Source organism: Paracoccus binzhouensis, from assembly GCF_016446475.1.
Classification (GTDB): domain Bacteria; phylum Pseudomonadota; class Alphaproteobacteria; order Rhodobacterales; family Rhodobacteraceae; genus Paracoccus; species Paracoccus binzhouensis.
Genome location: NZ_JAEHFP010000004.1, coordinates 15,475 through 35,843 on the forward strand (window position 1 = coordinate 15,475; position 20,369 = coordinate 35,843).

General features: G+C 59.5%; 14 protein-coding genes. 1 reads left to right on the plus strand and 13 read right to left on the minus strand.

Annotation, left to right across the window (positions count from 1 at the left end; translation table 11 throughout):
- Positions 1–120: 120 nt before the first annotated feature.
- From brxL to I9P22_RS02470, 8 genes are all read right to left on the minus strand, one after another.
- Positions 121–2,202 carry a BREX system Lon protease-like protein BrxL gene (gene brxL / locus I9P22_RS02435; RefSeq protein ID WP_199257818.1) on the minus strand — a complete coding sequence of 694 codons (2,082 nt, stop codon included), beginning with the start codon at positions 2,200–2,202 and terminating at the stop codon, positions 121–123.
- Between the two features lie 7 nt (positions 2,203–2,209).
- A complete protein-coding gene (gene pglZ, locus I9P22_RS02440) occupies positions 2,210–4,717 on the minus strand; it encodes a BREX-1 system phosphatase PglZ type A (protein ID WP_199257819.1) in 2,508 nt (835 codons plus the stop codon).
- Positions 4,710–8,240 carry a BREX-1 system adenine-specific DNA-methyltransferase PglX gene (pglX, locus tag I9P22_RS02445; protein WP_199257820.1) on the minus strand — a complete coding sequence of 1,177 codons (3,531 nt, stop codon included), beginning with the start codon at positions 8,238–8,240 and terminating at the stop codon, positions 4,710–4,712. The genes pglZ and pglX overlap by 8 nt, the downstream gene beginning before the upstream one ends.
- Positions 8,240–11,779 (minus strand): BREX system P-loop protein BrxC, encoded by a 3,540-nt coding sequence (brxC, locus tag I9P22_RS02450; protein WP_199257821.1) that lies wholly within the window; start codon positions 11,777–11,779, stop codon positions 8,240–8,242. Before brxC ends, pglX begins: the two co-directional genes overlap by 1 nt.
- A gap of 3 nt (positions 11,780–11,782) precedes the next feature.
- Positions 11,783–12,388 (minus strand): DUF1788 domain-containing protein, encoded by a 606-nt coding sequence (locus tag I9P22_RS02455; RefSeq protein ID WP_010336175.1) that lies wholly within the window; start codon positions 12,386–12,388, stop codon positions 11,783–11,785.
- A complete protein-coding gene (locus I9P22_RS02460) occupies positions 12,388–12,990 on the minus strand; it encodes a DUF1819 family protein (protein ID WP_199257822.1) in 603 nt (200 codons plus the stop codon). The genes I9P22_RS02455 and I9P22_RS02460 overlap by 1 nt, the downstream gene beginning before the upstream one ends.
- The gene (locus tag I9P22_RS02465; RefSeq protein ID WP_009450526.1) at positions 12,987–13,889 is read right to left on the minus strand and encodes a WYL domain-containing protein; all 903 of its coding nucleotides are present in this window, start codon (positions 13,887–13,889) and stop codon (positions 12,987–12,989) included. The genes I9P22_RS02460 and I9P22_RS02465 overlap by 4 nt, the downstream gene beginning before the upstream one ends.
- 266 nt (positions 13,890–14,155) lie before the next feature.
- The gene (locus I9P22_RS02470) at positions 14,156–15,127 is read right to left on the minus strand and encodes a LysR family transcriptional regulator (protein ID WP_199257823.1); all 972 of its coding nucleotides are present in this window, start codon (positions 15,125–15,127) and stop codon (positions 14,156–14,158) included.
- Positions 15,128–15,334: 207 nt separating this feature from the next.
- Between I9P22_RS02470 and I9P22_RS02475 the strand changes: the two genes are divergently transcribed.
- Positions 15,335–15,964, plus strand: coding sequence for a TetR/AcrR family transcriptional regulator (locus tag I9P22_RS02475; protein WP_199257824.1), 630 nt, complete (start codon positions 15,335–15,337; stop codon positions 15,962–15,964).
- Here I9P22_RS02475 and I9P22_RS02480 read toward each other — a convergent pair.
- From I9P22_RS02480 to trbL, 5 genes are read right to left on the minus strand one after another with little or no spacing between them, the layout of a single operon-like run.
- The gene (locus I9P22_RS02480; RefSeq protein ID WP_038148826.1) at positions 15,959–16,180 is read right to left on the minus strand and encodes a DUF2274 domain-containing protein; all 222 of its coding nucleotides are present in this window, start codon (positions 16,178–16,180) and stop codon (positions 15,959–15,961) included. The genes I9P22_RS02475 and I9P22_RS02480 overlap by 6 nt on opposite strands.
- A gap of 2 nt (positions 16,181–16,182) precedes the next feature.
- A complete protein-coding gene (locus I9P22_RS02485) occupies positions 16,183–17,316 on the minus strand; it encodes a TrbI/VirB10 family protein (RefSeq protein WP_199257825.1) in 1,134 nt (377 codons plus the stop codon).
- Complete coding sequence (gene trbG, locus I9P22_RS02490; RefSeq protein ID WP_199257826.1) at positions 17,313–18,326, minus strand: P-type conjugative transfer protein TrbG; 1,014 nt, start codon at positions 18,324–18,326, stop codon at positions 17,313–17,315. The genes I9P22_RS02485 and trbG overlap by 4 nt, the downstream gene beginning before the upstream one ends.
- Positions 18,323–19,012, minus strand: a complete 690-nt coding sequence (gene trbF / locus I9P22_RS02495; RefSeq protein ID WP_020818572.1) for a conjugal transfer protein TrbF — start codon at positions 19,010–19,012, stop codon at positions 18,323–18,325. The genes trbG and trbF overlap by 4 nt, the downstream gene beginning before the upstream one ends.
- Positions 19,009–20,367 (minus strand): P-type conjugative transfer protein TrbL, encoded by a 1,359-nt coding sequence (trbL, locus tag I9P22_RS02500; protein WP_199257827.1) that lies wholly within the window; start codon positions 20,365–20,367, stop codon positions 19,009–19,011. The genes trbF and trbL overlap by 4 nt, the downstream gene beginning before the upstream one ends.
- Positions 20,368–20,369 lie beyond the last annotated feature (2 nt).

Below are 20,369 nucleotides of genomic sequence, written 5' to 3' on the forward strand. Positions count from 1 at the left end.
GGCCTGCAATCTGCGGATCAGGAAAACTGTAACGAGGATGAGGGCTTGGGCATCGAGGTCGACTTCTTGCTTCCCGCCGAGCGCGTAGCCGAACCTGCACCGCCAACACGGTCGACGAAGCTAAAGGTTCTCGACATAAGTCACGTAGAAACCACGGACCATCCGGTGCTCCTGCATCCGTTCTCCCAGCGAGAAACCGTTCATCTTGCGAGGCGTTGGCTGGAAAATATCCAATCCGCGATCCAGAACCATCTTCCAGCCAGTATCCGTCGTGATGTCGCGTGCATGGAGAGTGCCGCTCCCATCGAAGGCCCATGTGAAATCGACGCCCGTGCCTGTGCAGGCTTCAGCAATCCCGTCCAGGCACTCTCGCTGCTCCTGAATGTTCCCATCGTCCGGAGCCGTGACAAGATGCACAGCGATCTGATCTTCAGGCTGTTTGCGCCTGATCAGCATCTCGATCAGTTCCATTACGTTGCGCGCCTGATGGAACTTCCGGATATAGGGGTCTGTGATGATGATCCGCGTCGCGCCATCCGTCCAAGGACCAAAGATCTTGTCGAAACTGATGCCCTTGCGGTTTTCTGTGAAAACGACATGTCCGGGAGTTGGGGGGAAGTGCAGGGCAGCGGTAACGGTAGGCGCTGCGGAAGCAGCCGCCGTTGAGACCGGCTCTGCCGGTACCGACCCAATCTCTTGTTGATTCGTACCGTCACTTCCATCGTCGGTTGATCGACGGTGGTAGAACTGGGGGAACTCCTCTTCCTCGAGCGTGGTTACGGCGCGCTTTGCGCCATCAGAGGCGATGTAATGGAAATCTGCTGCCTCAAAGGTGCTGTCGATCCGCAGGAGCTGGTCCTTCACCCGCTTGCGGCATTCAATCGCAAACCGCAGCAGCTCTTCAACTTCGGCTTCTGTCTCGCCTCCATTCGGGAAGATCAGCTTCAGCAGGCCTGACATGGTCTTGTTGATCGCGGCGCGGTCCCGGATATGGGTCTGAACCGGAATGGTGAAATAGCGATCTGGCCGGTGCGAGAAGTCCTCCGCACGCAGATGGCGCAGGATTTCGGCGAGATAGTCGACAATGAACCCATAGCCAGATGTGAACATCTCACCCCGGATGATGTCGACCTCCCATCCGGGCAGATAGGCATGCAATCGATCAATAAAGGCGCTGTCGTGGAACTGCGGCGGCAGAGCCTCGAACAGGTCCGTATTTTTCAGCATCCAAGGCACGTTATGGTCCGTGTTGCCGACAAAGGCGAAGCTGGCCTCAGCGCCCATCGGATTTACACCACGAGAGAACTGCTTGTTCGCCATGTAGTTCTTCATGATATCGACAAGCGCCTTGTTGGCCGTCTTCTCGCGGCCGGCAAATTCGTCAAAGGCCACGACATCCCAAAACCCGACCAATCCGATCCGGCCATTGGAATTGTTCACGAAAAGCTTGGGAACCGTGATTTCACCGCCCGAGATCAACTGACCATGTGGCGAAAACTCGGAATAGATATGAGATTTTCCCGTCCCCTTGGGACCAAGCTCGATGAGGTTGTAGTTGCGCTCAACAAATGGGACCAAGCGCAACAGTTGCAGAAGTTTTGACCGGCGCCCGAACAGTGACGGGTCAAAGCCGATGCTCTGCATCAGGAGATCGATCCATTCCTCGGTGGTGAACTTGTCCCGCGTCTCGCGATAGCCGTCATAGTCGACACGGGCGATCTGGATCGGCTTCAGCGTGTCGATGATCCAAGGAGAGATCCGGCTGTCTTCCGAGAATTCGTACTGCACATCGGCGATGCACCAAATACCCGTAACCAGCAGTTTCGGGTGCGCCTTTACCGTGGCGCTGTCGATGGCAACCCGCTTGATACCGAGGTTTTCAAAGACCGCCTCATAGGCATCGGTCTTTTCATTCAGCGCCACGCTAACCTGATCGATGACCTTGTAGCGGCCACGCTCCTTGATCGTTGATTGTACCAACCCAGCTTCGGAACGATGGACGTAGTGCTTGCGCAGGATGTCCTTGACCGTTTCAATGCCTGTCGCAATCGAGGCTTCGTCATCGGTCGCGCAATACTGGCCGAGAAGGTATTCGAGCACATAAGTGGGGACAATGGCGTTCCCCTTCACGGCCTTCACCAGGTCCTTACGGACCACGAAACCGGCAAAATGCTCATTGATCTTGTCATCAAGGGTCGACATCGGCACCTCAGAAATCGAAATCTGTACTGATCCCGCGTTTCAGCAGCAGCGGCTGCGAAGCGTGATCTTCGAAATGGCTGGTCTTTCCGATGCGCGTTCGCAGCTTCAGGAAGACTGTCTGATTGTTATAGACGTCTGCCGCCTTGGACAGCAGGAAGCTCCGCGACAACTCGCGCTCGCGCGGGTTCTCAGACGTGAAATCGAATTCCAACTCGGCTTCGTCTGAGATGAGTGTTTTATCGTCGGCAAAGATGGCTGCATGCACCTGCCGGGGCTGCTGCTTGTCGGTCACTGGCTCCGCCTGATAGAAGGTGACCTGGATCTGGCCCGTGGTGATCTGAGCACGGGGTGGCGGAATGATCTGCACCGAAACCTGTCCGACATCCTCCTTGCGCTGCTTGCCGACACGCAGGACCGGTAGGACAATCTCCTGCAGGCTCGCCCCGCCATGGACAAAGCGGCTGCCCGATCCTTTGACGCGCAGGCGGTTGATCGAGTTCGGGATCAGAATGTCCTGCTCACCTTCCAGCCCAAGCTGTGCGGCAGAGAACTTCTTCATGCCGCCACTGCTGTTAAGGCCCCGGCCGATCACGAAGCGCCGGTTTCGTGTAACGATCTCGCCCTCCGGCTCGCTCAGCGCGAAGCCGCTCTCTTCCAGAGCCTTGTGCTGCCACAAGAAGCCGTGATCGGCGGTGATCAGGATGTTCGAGAAATTGGCCGAAGTCAGCTTCCGCACCAGCTTCACCAGATCCTCGATGGCAGCCTCTGCCGCAGCTGGGACATTTTCCTCGGTGGTGAGCTTGTCGCCAATCGCGTCGATCTGGTTGTGATACAGATAGAGGACATCATGATCCCGGAAGAGGTCTTTGCCCTCCGATGATCCCAGATTCATGAAATCCTTAGCCGCGAGAACCTTTACCCGGTCTCCAGCCCGGCCCGCAGCAAGCGCCTTTTCACGCGCAGCGGCCCCCATGGTGCTTTCACCGTCCAGCAGCACCAGATCATTGTCGTCGCGGATCGCCAGTTGTCGGTGCGGCAACAGCGCCGCCATGCCAAGCTGCGTGTAGCTCGGCAAAACCCCGATCATCGGCTTCAGTTCAGCATCGAACCGATTGAGCTTGCGTATCTCGCGCAGTGCCTCTTCGGCCACCTCATAGCGCAGCGCATCCGAGATAATGACAACGACCTTCTGATCCTTGCGCCGGTATTCAGCAGCCTGCCCCCGGTAGAAATCCACCTGACGTGGAAAGCCCGGGACCGCCCAGTCCGTGAGGCGAGCCACCTGATCCTGCCAGGCATCGTTCAGCTTCAGCACGAAATTCGTGGTGTAGCGGTTCTCGACCGCTTCATAGAGCGCGGATAGCAGCCCCGACTGCCCGCTTTTCTGCATGTGATAGATGAACTTGCGATAAAGCTGATCCAGCCGGAACCAGCTTGCGGAATAGCGCTTCACGCCATCGGACAGGCTGGTCATCGTCAGATCGGCCTCGGCCAGCGCCTGCTGAAACTCGGTCGCATAGCCAATGGCCTGATAGACATCCGCGTAGCGGCTATACCAATGGCTCTGACGGCGATCGCGCACCCATTTCAGCACATCAGTCGCGGGTAGGCTCTGCCGGGCAAGCCCCTCAACGATGGCGACGACGATCCTCCGGTCCACTTCCTCGAAATGATCATGCGGCATGAGGGTGCGAAAATCGCGGGAGGCCAGATCGTCCCTGATCTTCAGCACGCCCTGATAATCGCCCGACAGCTTCTCGAACGCCTCACCCCACCGGCGCGAGGCGCTCCAGCGGCGGAACATCAGCGCGGCATCGGTGTTCAGGGGGGCAGCTTCTCCCATGGCTCGCGCCCAGGCGCTGGAAAACAGCGTGATGGCGAAATCCTGAAAATCCGGCGCATCCGCCGCATAGCCATAACGCGCGACCACGTCCTTCCAGAAGAACTCCGTCAGCCCGACCCGATCCATCAGCTTCAGCGCGTCATCACAGCCTTCGGCCAGTTCGGCCAGCAACGCCTCGATCACCGTATCGAGATCGCCATCCGCACCGGCGCAGACCGCCAGCATCTTGCGGCGGACATCGTTGGCGCTTTGCGAGGGCCGCTCGCGCTCAATCGCGCGCAGCGCTTCCAGCCGCTTGCCGGAACGGTAAAATTCGGCGTGATCGCGGACGGCGGCTTCATACTTCGCCGGAATGCCGAGATCAGCCACCCAGATCGCCGCTTGATCGGCGCGGAACACGGCGCTGGCCAGTTGCACATCCAGCAGCCAGTTCTCGGGCATCGGTGGCTCGGGGCCGTCCTTATAGAGCAGGAACCGCGCCTTCGGCTCCTGCCGCAGCATGCGGTATTTCAGGCCGAATTCGTTATTGGCGATCTCCACCTTGGTGACGCCGGGCAGATCAACCGCATCGAACGCGGCGCGCAGATCGCGGGCGGCGTCATACCAGAAGATGATGCGATGGCCCTGATCCTCATAGAGCCGCATCAGGCCGGCGGTGATGCGGTCAGTCATCCGCAGCCTCCAGCCCCTTGATCGGCTTCAGCGCACCGGCGAACAGCGGATAGTTGCGCTTCACCCCGTCATCCAGATCGATGGCGATCTTCTGCTGCGCCATCGGATAGACGACATCGCGCTCCCATTCGGTCAGCTCCGCAATCTGCTTGATGACCGTGGCTGTTTCCTTCTGCGCCTTTGTCTGCTGGGCGGGCGTGGCGGCAGGATCGACGGCCAGCTTTTCCAGCCGGGTGCGCTCCACCTCCAGCTTATGGATGAATTCGCGTACATATTGGTTCAGCACGACCGAGACTGTGTCGGGTCGGTAGCGGTGCATATAGATCAGCGCATTGAAGCTGCCCTTGGGGCTGGAGAACATCCAGTAAATAGGGCGCTTCTTGAAGCGGCGCACATGATAGTCGAAGAAGTCCTTCGTAAACCACTTGCGCAGATCCTTGCCGAGGGCGGCTTCGATGAAGGCGAGGTTTTCGCGGAACTTCGCCTCGCCAAAGGTGATGCGTAGGAAATCGCGGGCGCGAGTGACGATGTCATCGGCGAACCAGTCAGCATCCAGCACCGGGATGACATTGTCGCGGTCGGGTGCGAAGCTGGGTTCCGGCACGCGCGCAAGATATTCCTCAATCCCTTCGCCCTGATTGGCGAGGATCAGGCCCGGCGCGTCGAGGCTGTAGCGTCCGAACATGCAGCCCACGGCATAGTGGAGGAATTCGGCCATCGTATCCTCGCGCAGCCGCGCCTCGCGGTCCTCTTCCGAACCCTTCACGCCATAACGATAGGCAGGGTTGCAGGTGAGAGTAATTTCCTCGATCGGCACTTCAGACGTGAGTTCGTCAGCCAAGCCATAGGCGTCGATGAAGATGCGGTTATTCTCTTGCTCCAGCCGCTGCATGTCGTCTGTCATGCCCTGCCAGTCGGCGCGGAGGTTGGCGTAGGTAGCCGCCAGCGTGTCACCGCGATGGTCGGGCGCGAGCAGCGGGAGCGTGGTGAAATCCCACGAGGTTTCGTAGGCGTCCCAGTCGGATTTTGCCGTCTCAGTCGCTCCCGAAACATTCACTGCTACAGCGTCATTGCTTTGAGGAATGAACGGTAAGCTTAAGACATGAGTGAGTTTGAAATCCAAGGTCGGCGCCAGCATGCGTAGCAGGAAACTGGAGACGCGACTGTTCAAAAATCCATGAATCGAGGGGCTTAGGCTAGGGCTGTTTTCAAAGCCCATAGGCCCTTTTGCATCGAACATCGAACCGCTTGGCACAACGCGTATCGCAAAGTCGTTGCTTGATATGCCCGACCACGTGAAACCGCCTCTGAAACCGAAGTCGCCATTGTAGTTGTGCGATCTCACTCGGCCAGTTCGCTCGTCTTTGAAGTTCCTCAGTTCGATGCCGTCATCAAACCAGTTCACGAAATGCTCAAGATTGCCATACCACCGCCGGGAACCGCCGCCCTTTACGTAAGGGAACCAACGCAGGCCAGAAGCTTGAGCTTCCTCATTGCTTTGCATAGTGAAGCCGACGTTTGATCTGCTCACTTCGTGCCATTCACGGAGGAAGGTATCATTGCTTCCGGTCGCCAAGCCCTCTCGCGTAACAATCACTTCAGAAATTGATCTATTATTTGAGAAAAGGTTTCGGACATTCTCGGCGGCCCAATAGATCAATGGGTCTCCTGGTATCATTTCAAATTGCCGGGAAGACATTGAAAACTGGAGGTATGGAGCGCCCCCCCCTGCAACTCTGGCTAAATCTGCTTCTTTCTCGGCCTCATCCTGACCATCTGTAAGGCGCACAAAATCGCCTTTGAAATCCAGGTCTACGGAATTCCCGATAATGAATGCGGTCGTGGAAACCACTTCACCCCCAATCGAATCAAAGGCGCGCTCGCCAAGTTGAGCCATTCCTCGAATAGTCGAATTTGAAAGTATAGCGACTCGGATTGCTTCGTATCTCGGAGCAAACATCCAACCTTGCATGGTGATCATGCCGACGAGACCAGCGGTGAAAGAAAGTCGTATATTTCTCAGGATGAAGGCCTGATACAGATCATATTTGCCGTCTCTGAACGTTGACTCAAGATATGCTTGAAGATCGTCGTTTAGGTCTGCTTTTTTCTTATATGGTGGATTGGCCACTACTACGTGGTACTTCTGCGACAGCACCTCAGCCATGCGCAGCACGGTCGCAACGCGCTCCTGCACCTCCTTCAGCAGCAAATCGGTCCCGAAATCCCGCGCCTCGACCACCCGCAGAGTCTCGGCCGGATCGCGCAGCTTCGGCACGATCAGCGAGCCAAAGTTCTTGGCCTGCTCAAACTGCCCCAGCGTCTCGCGAAGCTCATCGGTGAACAGATCCTTGCCCACCACGGCGGCGACGTCCTGCATCTCGGCAGAGGTAAAGCGCACATCCTGCAGCACGACGATGTCGGGCTTTTCCTCCATCCGCAGGAACCGCCGCCGCCCCAGCCTTGCCGCTGCCTTCATCGACAGCGCGAACGCCGCCAAGGCACCGGCGCGGTCGTCAATCTCGATGCCGGTCAGGTTATGCTTCAGGATCAGGCCGGGGATCTCGGCCGAGTCATGGCCTTCCTCCGCATAGATTTCGTAGAGCAGGTCAAACGCATAGGTCAGCATATGGCCCGAGCCACAGGCCGGATCGCAGATGCGGATATCCTCGGGCCGGTTGATCTTCAGGAAGTCCGTCTCGGGTTCCTCTGGCGCGATGTAATAATCCATCTTCGCCGCGAGCTTCGACTGCGGACGGTTCAGCAGCCACAGCCTCCCTAGTGAGTTTTCCACCAGATAGCGGACGATCCAATGCGGGGTGAACAACTGCGTCGCGGCAGGGATATTTTCCGCCGTGATCTTCTGGTTCTTCTTCAGGCCCGCAAAAACCTGATCCTTCTTTTCGCTGATATAGAACTGGTACAGCCAGCCGATGATCTCGACATCCTGGCAGGCCTCTTCCGTCATCACCTCGCGCAGGCGGGCAAGGATGCTATCAGGCGACAGAAGATCGTCGGGTATCAGCAGTTCGGTGTAATCCTCGGCCCGGTCGAGCATATCGGCGCGCTCAAACATATAGGGCATCGCGCCGTGCCATTCGTTGCAGGCATGGATCAGCAGCAGGCGATAGGCCTCCGCCTGACCGTCATGGGCAGGGCGCGTGCCGTTCAGATATTCGGCAATTTCTGGCCGTGCGCGATCCGGCAAGTTTCCGGCCATCGCCTCGGCCAATATCTCTGGCCGGGTGGCACCATCGGCAGGAGATACGACGCGCGGGTTGGTCAGGCCCGTGACATCCATAAAGCGCAGCGCGGTGAAACGGTTGAACCAGGTATAGGCCGCTTGCTCGATCACGTGGGCGCGGTTGCTGTTGGCGGCGGCTTCCAGCTTGGCAATTGCTTTGGGATGCTCGCGGCGCGCTGCTGCGCCTTCGGCCAGCACCATGTCCAGCCGGGCAGTGACCTGATCGATCAGCAGGTTGCGCGCGCTTTGCGCAAATTTCTTCAGGGCGTTGGTATCCATCAGACAATCACTTTCTTGCCCGCGCCGATCTCGGCCAGCAGGGTCTTTTTCATCTCATCAAGGTAGCGGGTCACATCGTCCTCATCTTCGAGATAGGTTTTCGCGAAGGGGACGGTGATCGACTGCGCCTTGATATATTGGGGTTTCACCGGTGCTGGCGGCACATATGGCGCTGGCTGAGGTTCGGCCACGCCGCCAGCGGGCTGAGGCTGCGGTGCCGGTGTTTGCGCTGGTGCTGGCGTCAGCTCCGCAATGCGGGTCAGCGTGTCAGCCAGAAGATTGGAGCGCACCTCGGTCGCCAGATTGCGCAACGCCGGGATCAGGCTCTGTGCGGCAAGGTCTGATTTCCGCGCAGTAAGCCCTTCGCGGATGCGCGCCTGCTGCTCGGGCGGCAGTGCGCCAAACTCCGAAGTCTGGGCGACTTTTCCGGCAACCTCATCAATCGCTATGATGACAGCGTTGCGCTCAGCCAGAACGGTTTGCTCGATACGCTCCTTCAGGGCGTAAAAATCCGCTTTCAGTTCCTGAATTGCGGTGCCCTTGTAGCACTGCGGATCCTCAAGAACCTGACGCAGTTTGTCGGCGGCAGCACCTTCGGAATAGCCAAGGTTCTGATCCTGCTTGGTCAGGAAAGAACGCACCTCATCGTAGATGCCTTTTTGTGGTCCGCGCATGAAGCTGCGGACTTTGTCGAAGACATCCTCTTTTGCATCAAGAAGCTGGTCTTCCTGCCCGATCGGTCCGGTGATGAACCAGGTCGCCGACTGGTCGCGCATCCCATCCAGCATGGTGCGCAGGGGATCGAGGGCGGCGGCAAAGGGATAGGCTGCAATGGCGCGACTCTCCTGCTCGACATCGCCGAGCAGCTTGCGCAGTTGCGTCTGCCACTCCGCACCCAAACTGCGCGCGTCATTGCCAGAGGCAGGAAGATCGAACAGCTCCTGAAACAGTTCGCGCGCTTTGCGGATCTGGGCAGCAGTGAACTCGATCTGCGGGGAAAGCAGAATGTTGCCAAGGGCATGGCTGTTGCGCAGCCCCTGCACCAGCGCATCCCCTTCCAGCAAAGCACTGTCGGCCCGAGCCTCAAGCTTGCCGCGTGCGACGAGGCTCGCGGTCAGGCAAAGGACGGCGATGGAAGGCCAGCCATAAGGTTTTGCTCCGAACTTCTCGACCAAAGCCTTGACCGAGACCCGCGTCCCAAGGCGCATCTGAGCCTGAGCATGATTCAGCACGTCCTGCTCGGCTTCAGTCAGACCGCTGCCTTCGCCGCCGAAAAGCCCGCCATCGACGCGTCCGGCTCGCCCAAGATCTGCTTCGGTGTAAGTGGCACCGCGCAGGACAGGCAGGCTGGTATAGACCTTGTCCACCAAGACCTGGAAACCTTTGACCAGCCGATCCTGCGGATCTTCGCCACCGATCTCCAGCTCGGCACCGCGCACGAAGAGCCGAGCATCCGCGATAAGGCCGCGCAGCCGCTGCACCAGTTCCTTTTCGCGCCGCGTATTCTGGTCACGCTTCTCCGCAATGATACGATCACGACCGGGTTGGGCGTCGCCGCTGGTGACCTGACGCGCAAATTTTACGGTCTGGAGCCAGAGGACGAGATCGCGCGTAAAACGCACATCACGCCCGAGCAGGACAATCATCTCATCGCTTGCCATGCTGTTCGAACGAACCACATCCGGTGCGTCGGAATCGTCGCTGAACGGCGAGATGATATTGACGGAAAGCTCATGTTCCCGGTTCAGGCTGTGGCCATCAAGCTTGCGGGTGAAAGCGTAATCGACACCCGTGCCGGCATGCTTGATCTTGCCGTGACGGAGGATCGCGCCGAACGCCAGTTCATCGAGCTGCCGTTCTATCTCGGCGGGATCGACGGCGATTGCCTTGATCTCGGCCTCGACGTCCTTTTCCTCATTGGTGAGGAATTCATAGACTTCGCCGTTGCGCTGGATCAGCGTCTGACGCTCCAGAAGCGACAAGGCCTCCTCGATATTGCGGCGCTGCTCGGTCTGGTCCGCCTCGAACCGGGACAACAGGAGGATCGATATGTTGCGGGCAGTCGGTTTGAATTCCTTGACGTATTTGACAAGGAACAACACCTTCAGCACCCGCACGGCAAAATCATCGCCAAGGTTCTTTTCAGCCAGTTGGATTGACTGCTGAACCGATGATTTCAGGGCGGTGCGAATCCCCTCAAACATCAGGTCAAAGGTCGCCAGCCCCCCAACCGGCGTGTCGGCCAGCTTTTTGGCCACCTCCTGAAACACCCCCAGCATAGAGCGTTCGCCGACCGAGCTGTGCTTACCCTCAAACGCGTTATGCTGCGAGAGGCCCATGATCGCGCGCTGGAACAGGTCATACTGGTAGTTCGGGAACGGGTAGCTCGCGACGAACTGGTCTTTTCCGGAGAAGTTCCTGAACTTGAAAGAATTATCGCCGAAATCGAACAAAGTGCGCAGGTTGTTTTCCTCAGCATCATAAAGATTGCCAAGGGTGATCTGACCAGCCTCGGTCTTGGCCAGCAGACGGCGCTGGATAACTTCGGCCACATCCTGAGAGTTCAGCGGCATCCGGTTGGCAAAGCGCGCCTGGATTTTCGAGAAGTCATTTTCTTGCTGCGCCGTCAGATCCCCGATGACCGAACCCATGTCCTGCTGGGCGGTGACGACAATCCAGGCCTGCCCCTTGCACTTCGTGTTCAGGCTTTCGGCAATGGTTTGCAGGTTCGTCATGAGCTTGACGTTGTCGGCGATATACTGCCCCACCTCATCGACGAAGAAATTCAGCCGGAACTTCGGCCCCTGCGCATCGATCCACGACTTCACCATATTGGCGAAATCCTCGATCGAGACCTTCGTATCCTTACGATACTGGCCAAGAACATCCTTGACCTCATCGCCCGTGACCTCGGCAAAGGCGGCGGCAATGTGCTTGCCTTCCATCAGAGCCTGTTCGCGCCCGCGCTCCCAAGGCTTACCGGAAGACTGCGCAAAGGCCGCCTTGAAGGCATCGAGCTTGCCTCGACTGTCCAAATCACGCTCGAACTGCGCGATATGCGGGAGCTTGCCGTAATAACCGCACATCTCGTCAAAGACCTTCTGAAAGACGGCCAGAAGCGCATCAACATCCGTCTTCGAGATCACATCCGCCTTTTGGTCGATATTGAACAAGACCGACCGGGACGGAATCGATACTGCCTTGCGCAAGGCCCCCGCCAGCATCGGATTGCCTGCGAGCTTTCGCTCAAAGATTTCAACGGCGCGCTGCCCCTCGACCTCGTCATTCTCCAGAAGGAGGGCGAGCATCTTCAGCAGGTGAGACTTACCTGATCCGAAAAAACCCGAAATCCACACGCCGTTCGCGGTATCGTAATTGTTGTAGGCGTCGAGGAATTGCTCCAGCCGGGCGCCGATCTCGTTGGTGATGACATATTCATCAAGCTCAGTCAGGAGGCTGGCCTTGTCGTCAGCCTTGATCACCCCATCGATCGAACGGTCGACCGGCTTGGCAAAGATATCACGCAGAAAAGTAGCCATGGGTCAGACCTCGTAATTCATGATATTGAACGCGCGGTAGTATTTGTCGTCATGCAGCAAGCCGAACAATTCCAGCGATGCTCCTGTCGCCAGCGCGTGCGTGTATTTTCCCGGAAAGAACATGACCGTCGGGCGATCTTTCGCGGTGCTTTGCAGGTTGTTGAGTACGTTGTGCGACCGTAGGTAGGGGTAAACCTCGCCTACGCCTGACAGGAAGATCACGTCGTGCGGGACTTCTTCGATGTGCCGCGCAATCTCTGGAATGAGGTGTGCCTGCGGGTCCAGAACCCCCTGCAACAGTTCCTTGAGCTCCGCCTTTTCCGTTTCGGCTTCAACCTCAAGGATCTGCTCGAAGATACCCCGGTCTTCGAGGATCCTGATCGAAAGATCATAGAGATCAATATCAAGTACGCGCACACCGGCGTGGCTCAGCCGGGCGATCAGATCCTCGCGATCCTCGCCCAGGCTCAGTCCGTCTTCGGCATCAAAAGCGCAGATAAAAAAGGGAACCTCGTTTCCCAGCCCTTGCTTTTGCAAGAACCGATCGCTGGAAACTACCCTGAATAGGTGCTCGGCGCGGGCGCGCCGATCAGTTTTCGTGCCCACCATTACCCCCCATTTCCGGGAAAGACCTGCAAGTCCGCCGGATTACTCTCCTCAATCAGCCGCTTCATGCGCCCCGATAACCAAATCGGCTGAATTCTACCCTCGACGCTTATCAAACCAACTTCACGTAGTATCCGAAACAAGACCTGACGCAATTTTGCGCAGGTTGAAGCTGAAAGAGCGGCGAGGCCGGGATCGCTTTCAGCCTTCTCCGCGAGAAAGCGGTCAAAAACCTCATGGCCCAGGTCGAGCCGCCATGATTGGTAGCGTTCGCTGATCACCTCGACTGCGAATTCGTGGACAAAACGATAGGTCCGGCAGACCGCCAGCCACATCATCGCCTGCTGCTCGGCGCGGTCAGCCTCTACCGACAGGTAATGACGTTCGGCATCGGAGAGATGGCCTATCCGGTCGTACACTTCACGAAGCGCGCGGGTTTGCGAGGCCAGTTTGGGTAAGGATGACGCGCCCTGGGCCAGCAAACGCTCACGAGCAAATGCCCAGTTCTCACCGGGTTGATAAGCTTGAGCAATCACGATGCTCTCATTGAGCATCAGCCCGCCCACGCCAAAGGACATCCGATATTTCGCTGCGGCCACCATCATTTAGGTACCGCCCCGCTTGCTGTGTCAGCCTCATCGAACTCATGCTGTGCACGCTCAAGGGCGGCGGCAACCTCGTCTTCGTCAGCCGCAACGATATGCTGGGTCCGGGGATCACGCAGCCTAGCCCCATCAAGGAGTCCTAGCCGCTTGAGCACATAGAACAGCATGGCGTAGCGAACTGTCAGCACAGCGCGCCCGTCCGCCATGTTGTAATCCTTTGCGACCACCGCCTGCTGACCGACCGACAGATCAGGATGCGGCACAAGGGTGATATCGAAGGTTTCCTGCCACAGCCGGTCCTGTGCCGCAGCAGCACCTGGCTCGCCGAACTCGCCGAATCCAAGGACACGCGAGAGCAGGAAATCCTTGAAGCGCTCCGTCTCATGGCACCAGGCCCGCACATGCCAGCGCAGACCATCAAAGCCGAAGGCATGCGGGGTAATACGCCGCCATGCCGGATCGGGCCGATCGCGGTTCATGGATTGGTAGTGAAGGTCCAGCGATCTTTCCTCCCGCACTGCCGCCAGAACTGAACGCAGAACTTCGGTATCGACCTTACGGCGCAAAGTCAGAGCGATATCCATGTCAGGCGGGGCAGCGAGCCAGTTCGCCCCCGCGTCGGCGAAACCTTCCGCCATCGATCGAAGCCGCATGAGATAGGCGTCCGGGTCCGGATCTAGAAACACCGGCTGAAATTCCGGGCCGGCTACGTAGCGGCGAGCGCTTTTGTCATAGACCGCATTCTGCGGCGCACGCTCCTGATAATGGGTCAAGTCCTTTGACGCCTGCGGAACGGAGACGCCAAACGTATCGATCAGGTCAGAGCGATTAACACCCCCCTCCCAGAACAGGCGGAATTCGATGAACTCCAACCGCCTCTCGACACCCCATTTCAGCATTGCTCGTCCCGCCGCACTTGAAAGGATAAAAAGTATATGGGACACCTTGCGATGTCCGTATATTTTCTATTCTAACAAACCTCAAACTGTCAAGCCCGAGGAAGGCCGGATGCGCACCGTGTCACCGTGCACAAACACGGCGGGGCAAAAACGCTATCGAAGTCGGTCAGCCTGGACGTGGGCAGGGCCACGACATCTTCGATGCCGACACGGTCGATGTCGATTGCAGCCAATGCTACGGCGTGATCGTACTGTGCCGTCAAACACTATTTTCGCCGGGCCAGCCCTGTCAGCGATCGTGCCAGGCTCAACAACCGCCGAGACGCCGGATTGTCGTTTTGCGCGGACCAGACCATGCTGAACGGCAGCACCTCATCCGCAAGTTCCCGGTAGGTGATCCCTGGAAACTGGGCGACGGTCGTTGCTTCGCTCGTCAGAGTGAGGCCGCGACCGAGAGCGACCAGCGATAGGATATTGTCGCGGCCGACCTGCTGAGACTGAATATCGAGCTGGCGGCCGAGACCGGCAAGGTGAGCGACCAGGTAGTCGTGAATCTCCTGTCCCGGCGCAACGTCGCTCACGATGAACCGCTCGGATGCCAAATCGCCCCACCCAAGTTCGGGTTTGCCCGCCAAGGGGTGGTTATCGGGCAGCACCACGAAGACCTTCTCGCACCATAAATGCTCTGCCTCACAGCCATCCCAGGCCGCCGTTCCCGTGATGAACGCGACGTCCAGACAAAGTTTCCGGACAGCCGCTACGTGCTCGGGCGGGTTGCCATCAATAAGGTCGACCTGCACGTTCGGGTGGCGCGTACCGAAAGCACGCAGCAGATCGAACAGAAATCCTGACGCAAGGGACGAGAATATCCCTACCGTGATCAGCCCTTGCTCCGCCCGGCCAACCGCTGCCACCTTGGTCACCCCAATGTCGATCTGACGAAGAGCATGGCGAGCGTTGCGCAGGAATTCCCGCCCGGCAACGGTCAACCGCACCCCGCCAGCATGTCGCATAAAAAGCGACGCCCCGAGTTCATCTTCGAGATCACGGATTCGTCGGCTGATGGAGGATTCCTGCACAGAAAGCGCAGCAGCAGCCTTACGAAAACTCCCATAATCGACGGCGGCAACAAAATATCGCAACTGGTTCAGCCGGACCGCAGATGTACCGGGTTTCCCCTCAACGACCTTTGTGAGGCTATCATCAGGCGAGGTCTGATTGTTCCCGATCACAGCCATGGTGCATCATCCGAAACAGCGTTCGGTTTCTGACGGGCATCCCGCCATCATCAACGCGAAAATCGATCTGTGTGCGTTCATCGACTCTCCGCACATCCTCAAACTAAACGACGTTCAGTTACCGAATGCTGCTTCTTGACTTCCGCCCCGTCAACGAAAAAAGTAAATGTCGTTTAGTTTTCACGACAAGTTGCAACAGGCATCCGCATGGCCCGTCCCCGGAAAGAGCAAGAACTTAATATTGCTCGTCGCGCGATCGACGAAACGATCCGGCTGCTGTCAGAACGTGGCGACCTCGACGTACCGCTGACTGCGGTCGCGCACGCCATCGGTTGCACAGCGCCAGCGCTTTACGGCCATTTCCGCAACAAAAACGCCTTGTTGCGCGCCGTTCGGGACGAAGGTTTCCACCAGCTCTACAGAGAAAAGCTGGCCGTCTTCCAGCAGATGCGCGGCAATCCATTCGGCTATTTGCGTGATGGCAGCTATGCCTATGTCCGCTTTGCCCTCGAAAACCCCACGCTGTACCGACTGATGTTCACACCGCCGCCACGGCTCGGAGTCAGCGATGATCCATGGTCGGGCGAAGCTGGAAGACAGATACTAAATCTATTGCTGACGGGACTTCGCTGCTCTCAGGACCAAGGCTTTTTGCCCGGCATGGATCTGAGCCGTTACAGCTTCATGTTCTGGTCAACGGTACACGGCGCGGTGAGCCTCACCCTTCAGAACCGGGAAATGGATCAGACCGCCAAATGGGATGCGACACGAAAGGCCGTCGATACGTTGATGGAAATCATCGCCGCGACGCGCCATGACTCGCTCGGCACCTCATGAGCGAGACCTTCGGGCGCTGGCAAAGCCCCGATCTGTCGCAATGAACCGTTCCAGCATCGGCACAATCAGCCTGACAGGATCGGCAGCGGGCTGGCCGGTTTCGCGAGCCAGCACTTCTGCATAGGCGGCAAGATCGCGGTGCAGCGGCCCCGGCAGTTCCACCGTCACCTTCACGGGCTTGTCTTCGATGAGGGGGCCGAGTTTCAGCTTCGTCATGGTCAGTTCCTATAAGGTTCGAGTACGAGATCGCGGGTAACGATGACCCTGACCGGGTAGCCCGGCCGGATCGTCAGGGTCGGCGCGACCTGCAACTGGCGCTGGACGATCTGTTGCCCGGCCTGATTGATGGTATCCTGCGCTCCGTCGCGGATGGCGCGGATCAGACGATCCTCGTCGTCGGTCGCCAGTTCCGTGCCGATGCCGAGCAGCGTGGACAGCCCCGCCGCTTTCATCAGATCCCACCAGTGGTAATCAACGCCATCTTCCAGCCCGGCATAGCCGGAAGCGTCCGCACCGGGCTGGCGCTCCAGCACGATGGAGCGGCCGTTGGGCAGGATCAGGCGGTTCCAGACCAGCAGCACGCGGCGCTGACCGAATTGCACGCCCGCATCATACTGGCCGATGATGCGGGTTCCTTGCGGGATCAGCAGCAGACTGCCGGTCGGACTGTCATAGACATTCTCCGTCACCTGCGCGGTGATCTGCCCCGGCAGATCAGAGCGGATGCCGGTAATCATCGCCGCCGGAATCACTGCCCCGGCCTGCAGGATGTAGGGCGAGGCAGGCGCCATGATCCGATCCATGGCAACGGTCTGCCGATCCACAGGACCATTGAGGAAAGCTGTGTGCCGGTCCTGCGTTTCAGGTTGGGCACCAAGGTCCGGCCCCACAAGCCCCGGAATCGTTGAGCCAGCTGTCGTCGCCACTCTTGGCCCGGACTGGAAGAACACGGTGCTAAGACGTGCGGCTTCTTCCTCGGCAAGCCGGCGCTCTTCGGCAGGATCGCGGGCAGGCGTCGCCATGGCGGGCGGCGTGACGGGCTGACCCCGGTTCTGGGCATCCAGGATCGGGCCACCGAGATCGCCCGGCAATGCCGGCCCCAGGACCGGCCCGGTATAATCCTTCGGCAGACCTGCCAGTCCATCTGCCGTGGCGCGGTTCTCGGTCGAATAGAGTTCCTCACCGTTTCCGCTCATATCGCGCGTCTGGAGCGCATAGATCAGCGCCCCGCCGATGCCGAGGAGCGCAACAGCTCCGGCACCGGCCAGCATCTTGCGCGACAGGCGCGTGACGCGCGGCGGCTCGGCACGCAGACGCATCGGCGTTGGGTTGGTGGTAGCCTCTTCACTCATGACGGTTGCTCCCCGGTTTTGGCGGGCTGGGCAGCTTGTCTTTGCTCGATGCGAACGATCCTGACCGTCTGCTGCTGCTTGCCGCTACCAAGACGCAGCTCAGCCGCTCCGAACAGCCGATCGACGATCAAGATGTTCTGGTGAACACGGGAATTGACGATCTGGGTCTCGCCCTCGGAACCGATGACGAAGATCGGCGGCATCTCTCCCTGCACGATGCCGCGCGGGAAAACGACATAGACACGGCGGCCATCGTCGAAGACGGAAATCGGCCGCCATGGCGGCGTATCTCCGGTCAGGCCGTAACGATAGTTGCGTGCCGCCTCGACCGGGATGATGGGTGCTGCCGGAACGGTCTGGCGCTGACCGGCAGGCAGCGCCGGATAAGACCAGGATACGGACGGCATGTAGAGCGCCTCACGGGCGCGCAGTTCGATCATGTAGGTGCGCCGATCGGTCGTCACCACGAGATTGGTTGAGATGTCGGATCGGGATGGTTTGACGAGAATATGGACCCGGCGCGACGTACCGCTCCCGCTCTCGGTATCGCCAATGATCCAGCGGGCGGTGTCTCCCGCCGCGATCGGTCCCGCGCCGGTCAGGCTTTCGCCCGGCTCTAGCGCGATATTGGTGATCTGTCCTGGTGCTGCATAGACCTGATAGAGCGCGCCTTCCGACCAGGGATAGATCTGGATGGCGTTATAGTAACCCTCGCGGCGCGGCTCGACGCGGGCGGCGGCATTGGCGTTCTCGACGCGGCCTGCCGGTGTTCCGGCAGCAGTGCCGCCGCGTGCGACCGTCCAGGCCGGCGGCGTGTGAAGCGGCCGAGGCCGGTCATCGGTGACGGCGGTCGGCACGACGGGCAACGCCGGCACATCGGCATCATAGCTGAACTGCGGCGCTTTGTTGGTGGCGCAGCCGGCGAGCATGGTGGCCGAAAGCAACAAAGCCGCGAAGGCGGGCTTTCGGAAAACCGGCAAGGCGGAATTGCGGGAAAACGCGATGGTCATTGGCTCATCTCCCGCGACCATGAAATTGCATTGACGTAGATGCCGAGCGGATTGGCGCGCAGACGCTCGGCATCGCGCGGCGTCTGGATCACGATGGTGAGGATCGCGGTCCAGCGCTCGGTCGTGGAAAGCTGCCCGTTCTCGTAGTGGCGCTCGGTCCAGGCGACTCGGAAGCTGTCGTTCGAGGCGCGGATGACGCTGGAAACCTCGACTGCGATCTGCTGGCGGCCGACACGGGTGAACGGATCATTGGCGCGGGCATAGTCGTTGAGCGCGGCCGCTCCCCTATCCGTGGTGAACTCATAGGCGCGCAGCCAGTTCTGGCGCACGATGATGGCATCCGCCGGTATCGAGCGCGTCTGCTCGATGAAACGGCCAAGATGGAAGGCGATCTGCGGATCGGTCGGACGGTAATCGGCGGTGGCTGCGGCGACGGTCTGGGCTTGGCCGAGATTATCGACCTGCACCACCCAGGGCACGACGGTCCCTCGCGCCGATTGCAGAACGAGCGCGGCAGCGAAGCCCGCCGAGAGGATCAGCGAGCCGAAGGCCATATAGCGCCAGTTCTTGGCCTGCACGCGAGCCGAGCCGATGCGCTCGTCCCAGACTTGTGCGGCTTTCTGGTAAGGCGTCTCGGGTTCGGGCGATTTGCCGTAATGGGTCGCTGGACGTCTGAAGATGTTCATGAGCGGTCACTTTCGGAGATGTTGACGGAAGAGCCGCCGCCGTGGCTGTCACCGGAGCGGACGGCATGGGCGGCCATGGTCGTGCCGTGATTGAGCGCCTGGCGGCGGTGCATCTGCTGCGCCCATGCAGGCGGGCCGCCCGCGGAGGCGGGTCCGGCAGCGTCGGCCACGCTCGCACCGCCAATGGTTCCCTGCGAGGACGATCCACCGGTGACGCCGAGCCCGGCGCGCGCGCCATCGGAGAAGCTGGATTTGACGCTTTCCGCTGCTTTCGAGGCCGTCCGTTTCAGAGGCGATGCGGCGGCGGAGCCTGCCGCGCGGGCAACACCGCCGAGGCCGGAGGCAACACCGGCAGCGCCTGACTGGCCGAGCGATCCGACACTATAGGCGGCGCTCGCCGCACCTGCGGCAGCAGCACCGCCACGGACAGCCGCAGCTCCACCCGACAGCGCCGCTGCCCCTCCCTTCGCGGCCATGCCTGCCGCAGCGCCGCCGGCAAGCATCATGCCGCCAGCTGCAAGGCCGGTTCCAACTGCTGCACCTGCGCCAAGCTGCGGGCCGCCAGAAACCAGACCGGAAGCGATGCCAGGACCGAAGATGCCGAGGCCGAGAAGGGAAAGTGCGGCGAGGACGATTGCCATGGCGTCGTCGATGGTCGGCGTCACGCCGCCGAAACCGGCCGTAAACTGCGAGAACAATGTCGAGCCGATGCCGATGATGACGGCGAGCACCAGCACCTTGATGCCGGAGGAGACGACATTGCCAAGAACGCGCTCGGCCATGAAGGCGGTCTTGCCGAAGAGGCCAAAGGGAATGAGGACAAAGCCCGCCAGCGTAGTCAGCTTGAACTCGATCAGCGTGACGAAGAGCTGCACGGCGAGAATGAAGAAGGCGAGCAGCACCAGCGCCCAGGCGAACATCAGGCAGGCGATCTGGATGAAGTTCTCGAAGAACGACCAATAGCCCATCATGTCCGAGATGGATTCGAGCAGCGGGCGACCGGCATCGAGGCCGGTCTGCGCCACCTTGCCGGGCCGCAGCAGATCGGCGGCGGAAAAGCTGGTGCCCGAACCTTTCAGGCCAAGACCGGCGAAGCTGTCGAAGATGATTTGGGCGAGATTGTTCCAGTTGCCGATCAGATAGGCGAAGACACCGACGAAGAGCGTCTTCTTGACGAGGCGTGCAATGATGTCGTCATCGGCGCCCCAGGACCAGAAGAGTGCGGCCAGCGTCACGTCGATGACGATTAGCGTGGTGGCGATGAAGGCGACCTCGCCACCGAGCAGGCCGAAGCCGCTATCGATGTAACTGGTGAAAACACCCAGAAAGTTGTCGATGACGCCGGTGCCGCCCATGG

What these genes read in the sequence shown, in the direction of transcription:
- brxL (WP_199257818.1), bottom strand. Translation starts at nt 2,202, where the DNA reads ATGTCGACCCTTGATGACAAGATCAATGAGCATTTTGCCGGTTTCGTG.
- pglZ (WP_199257819.1), bottom strand. Translation starts at nt 4,717, where the DNA reads ATGACTGACCGCATCACCGCCGGCCTGATGCGGCTCTATGAGGATCAG.
- pglX (WP_199257820.1), bottom strand. Translation starts at nt 8,240, where the DNA reads ATGGATACCAACGCCCTGAAGAAATTTGCGCAAAGCGCGCGCAACCTG.
- brxC (WP_199257821.1), bottom strand. Translation starts at nt 11,779, where the DNA reads ATGGCTACTTTTCTGCGTGATATCTTTGCCAAGCCGGTCGACCGTTCG.
- I9P22_RS02455 (WP_010336175.1), bottom strand. Translation starts at nt 12,388, where the DNA reads ATGGTGGGCACGAAAACTGATCGGCGCGCCCGCGCCGAGCACCTATTC.
- I9P22_RS02460 (WP_199257822.1), bottom strand. Translation starts at nt 12,990, where the DNA reads ATGATGGTGGCCGCAGCGAAATATCGGATGTCCTTTGGCGTGGGCGGG.
- I9P22_RS02465 (WP_009450526.1), bottom strand. Translation starts at nt 13,889, where the DNA reads ATGCTGAAATGGGGTGTCGAGAGGCGGTTGGAGTTCATCGAATTCCGC.
- I9P22_RS02470 (WP_199257823.1), bottom strand. Translation starts at nt 15,127, where the DNA reads ATGGCTGTGATCGGGAACAATCAGACCTCGCCTGATGATAGCCTCACA.
- I9P22_RS02475 (WP_199257824.1), top strand. Translation starts at nt 15,335, where the DNA reads ATGGCCCGTCCCCGGAAAGAGCAAGAACTTAATATTGCTCGTCGCGCG.
- I9P22_RS02480 (WP_038148826.1), bottom strand. Translation starts at nt 16,180, where the DNA reads ATGACGAAGCTGAAACTCGGCCCCCTCATCGAAGACAAGCCCGTGAAG.
- I9P22_RS02485 (WP_199257825.1), bottom strand. Translation starts at nt 17,316, where the DNA reads ATGAGTGAAGAGGCTACCACCAACCCAACGCCGATGCGTCTGCGTGCC.
- trbG (WP_199257826.1), bottom strand. Translation starts at nt 18,326, where the DNA reads ATGACCATCGCGTTTTCCCGCAATTCCGCCTTGCCGGTTTTCCGAAAG.
- trbF (WP_020818572.1), bottom strand. Translation starts at nt 19,012, where the DNA reads ATGAACATCTTCAGACGTCCAGCGACCCATTACGGCAAATCGCCCGAA.
- trbL (WP_199257827.1), bottom strand. Translation starts at nt 20,367, where the DNA reads ATGGGCGGCACCGGCGTCATCGACAACTTTCTGGGTGTTTTCACCAGT.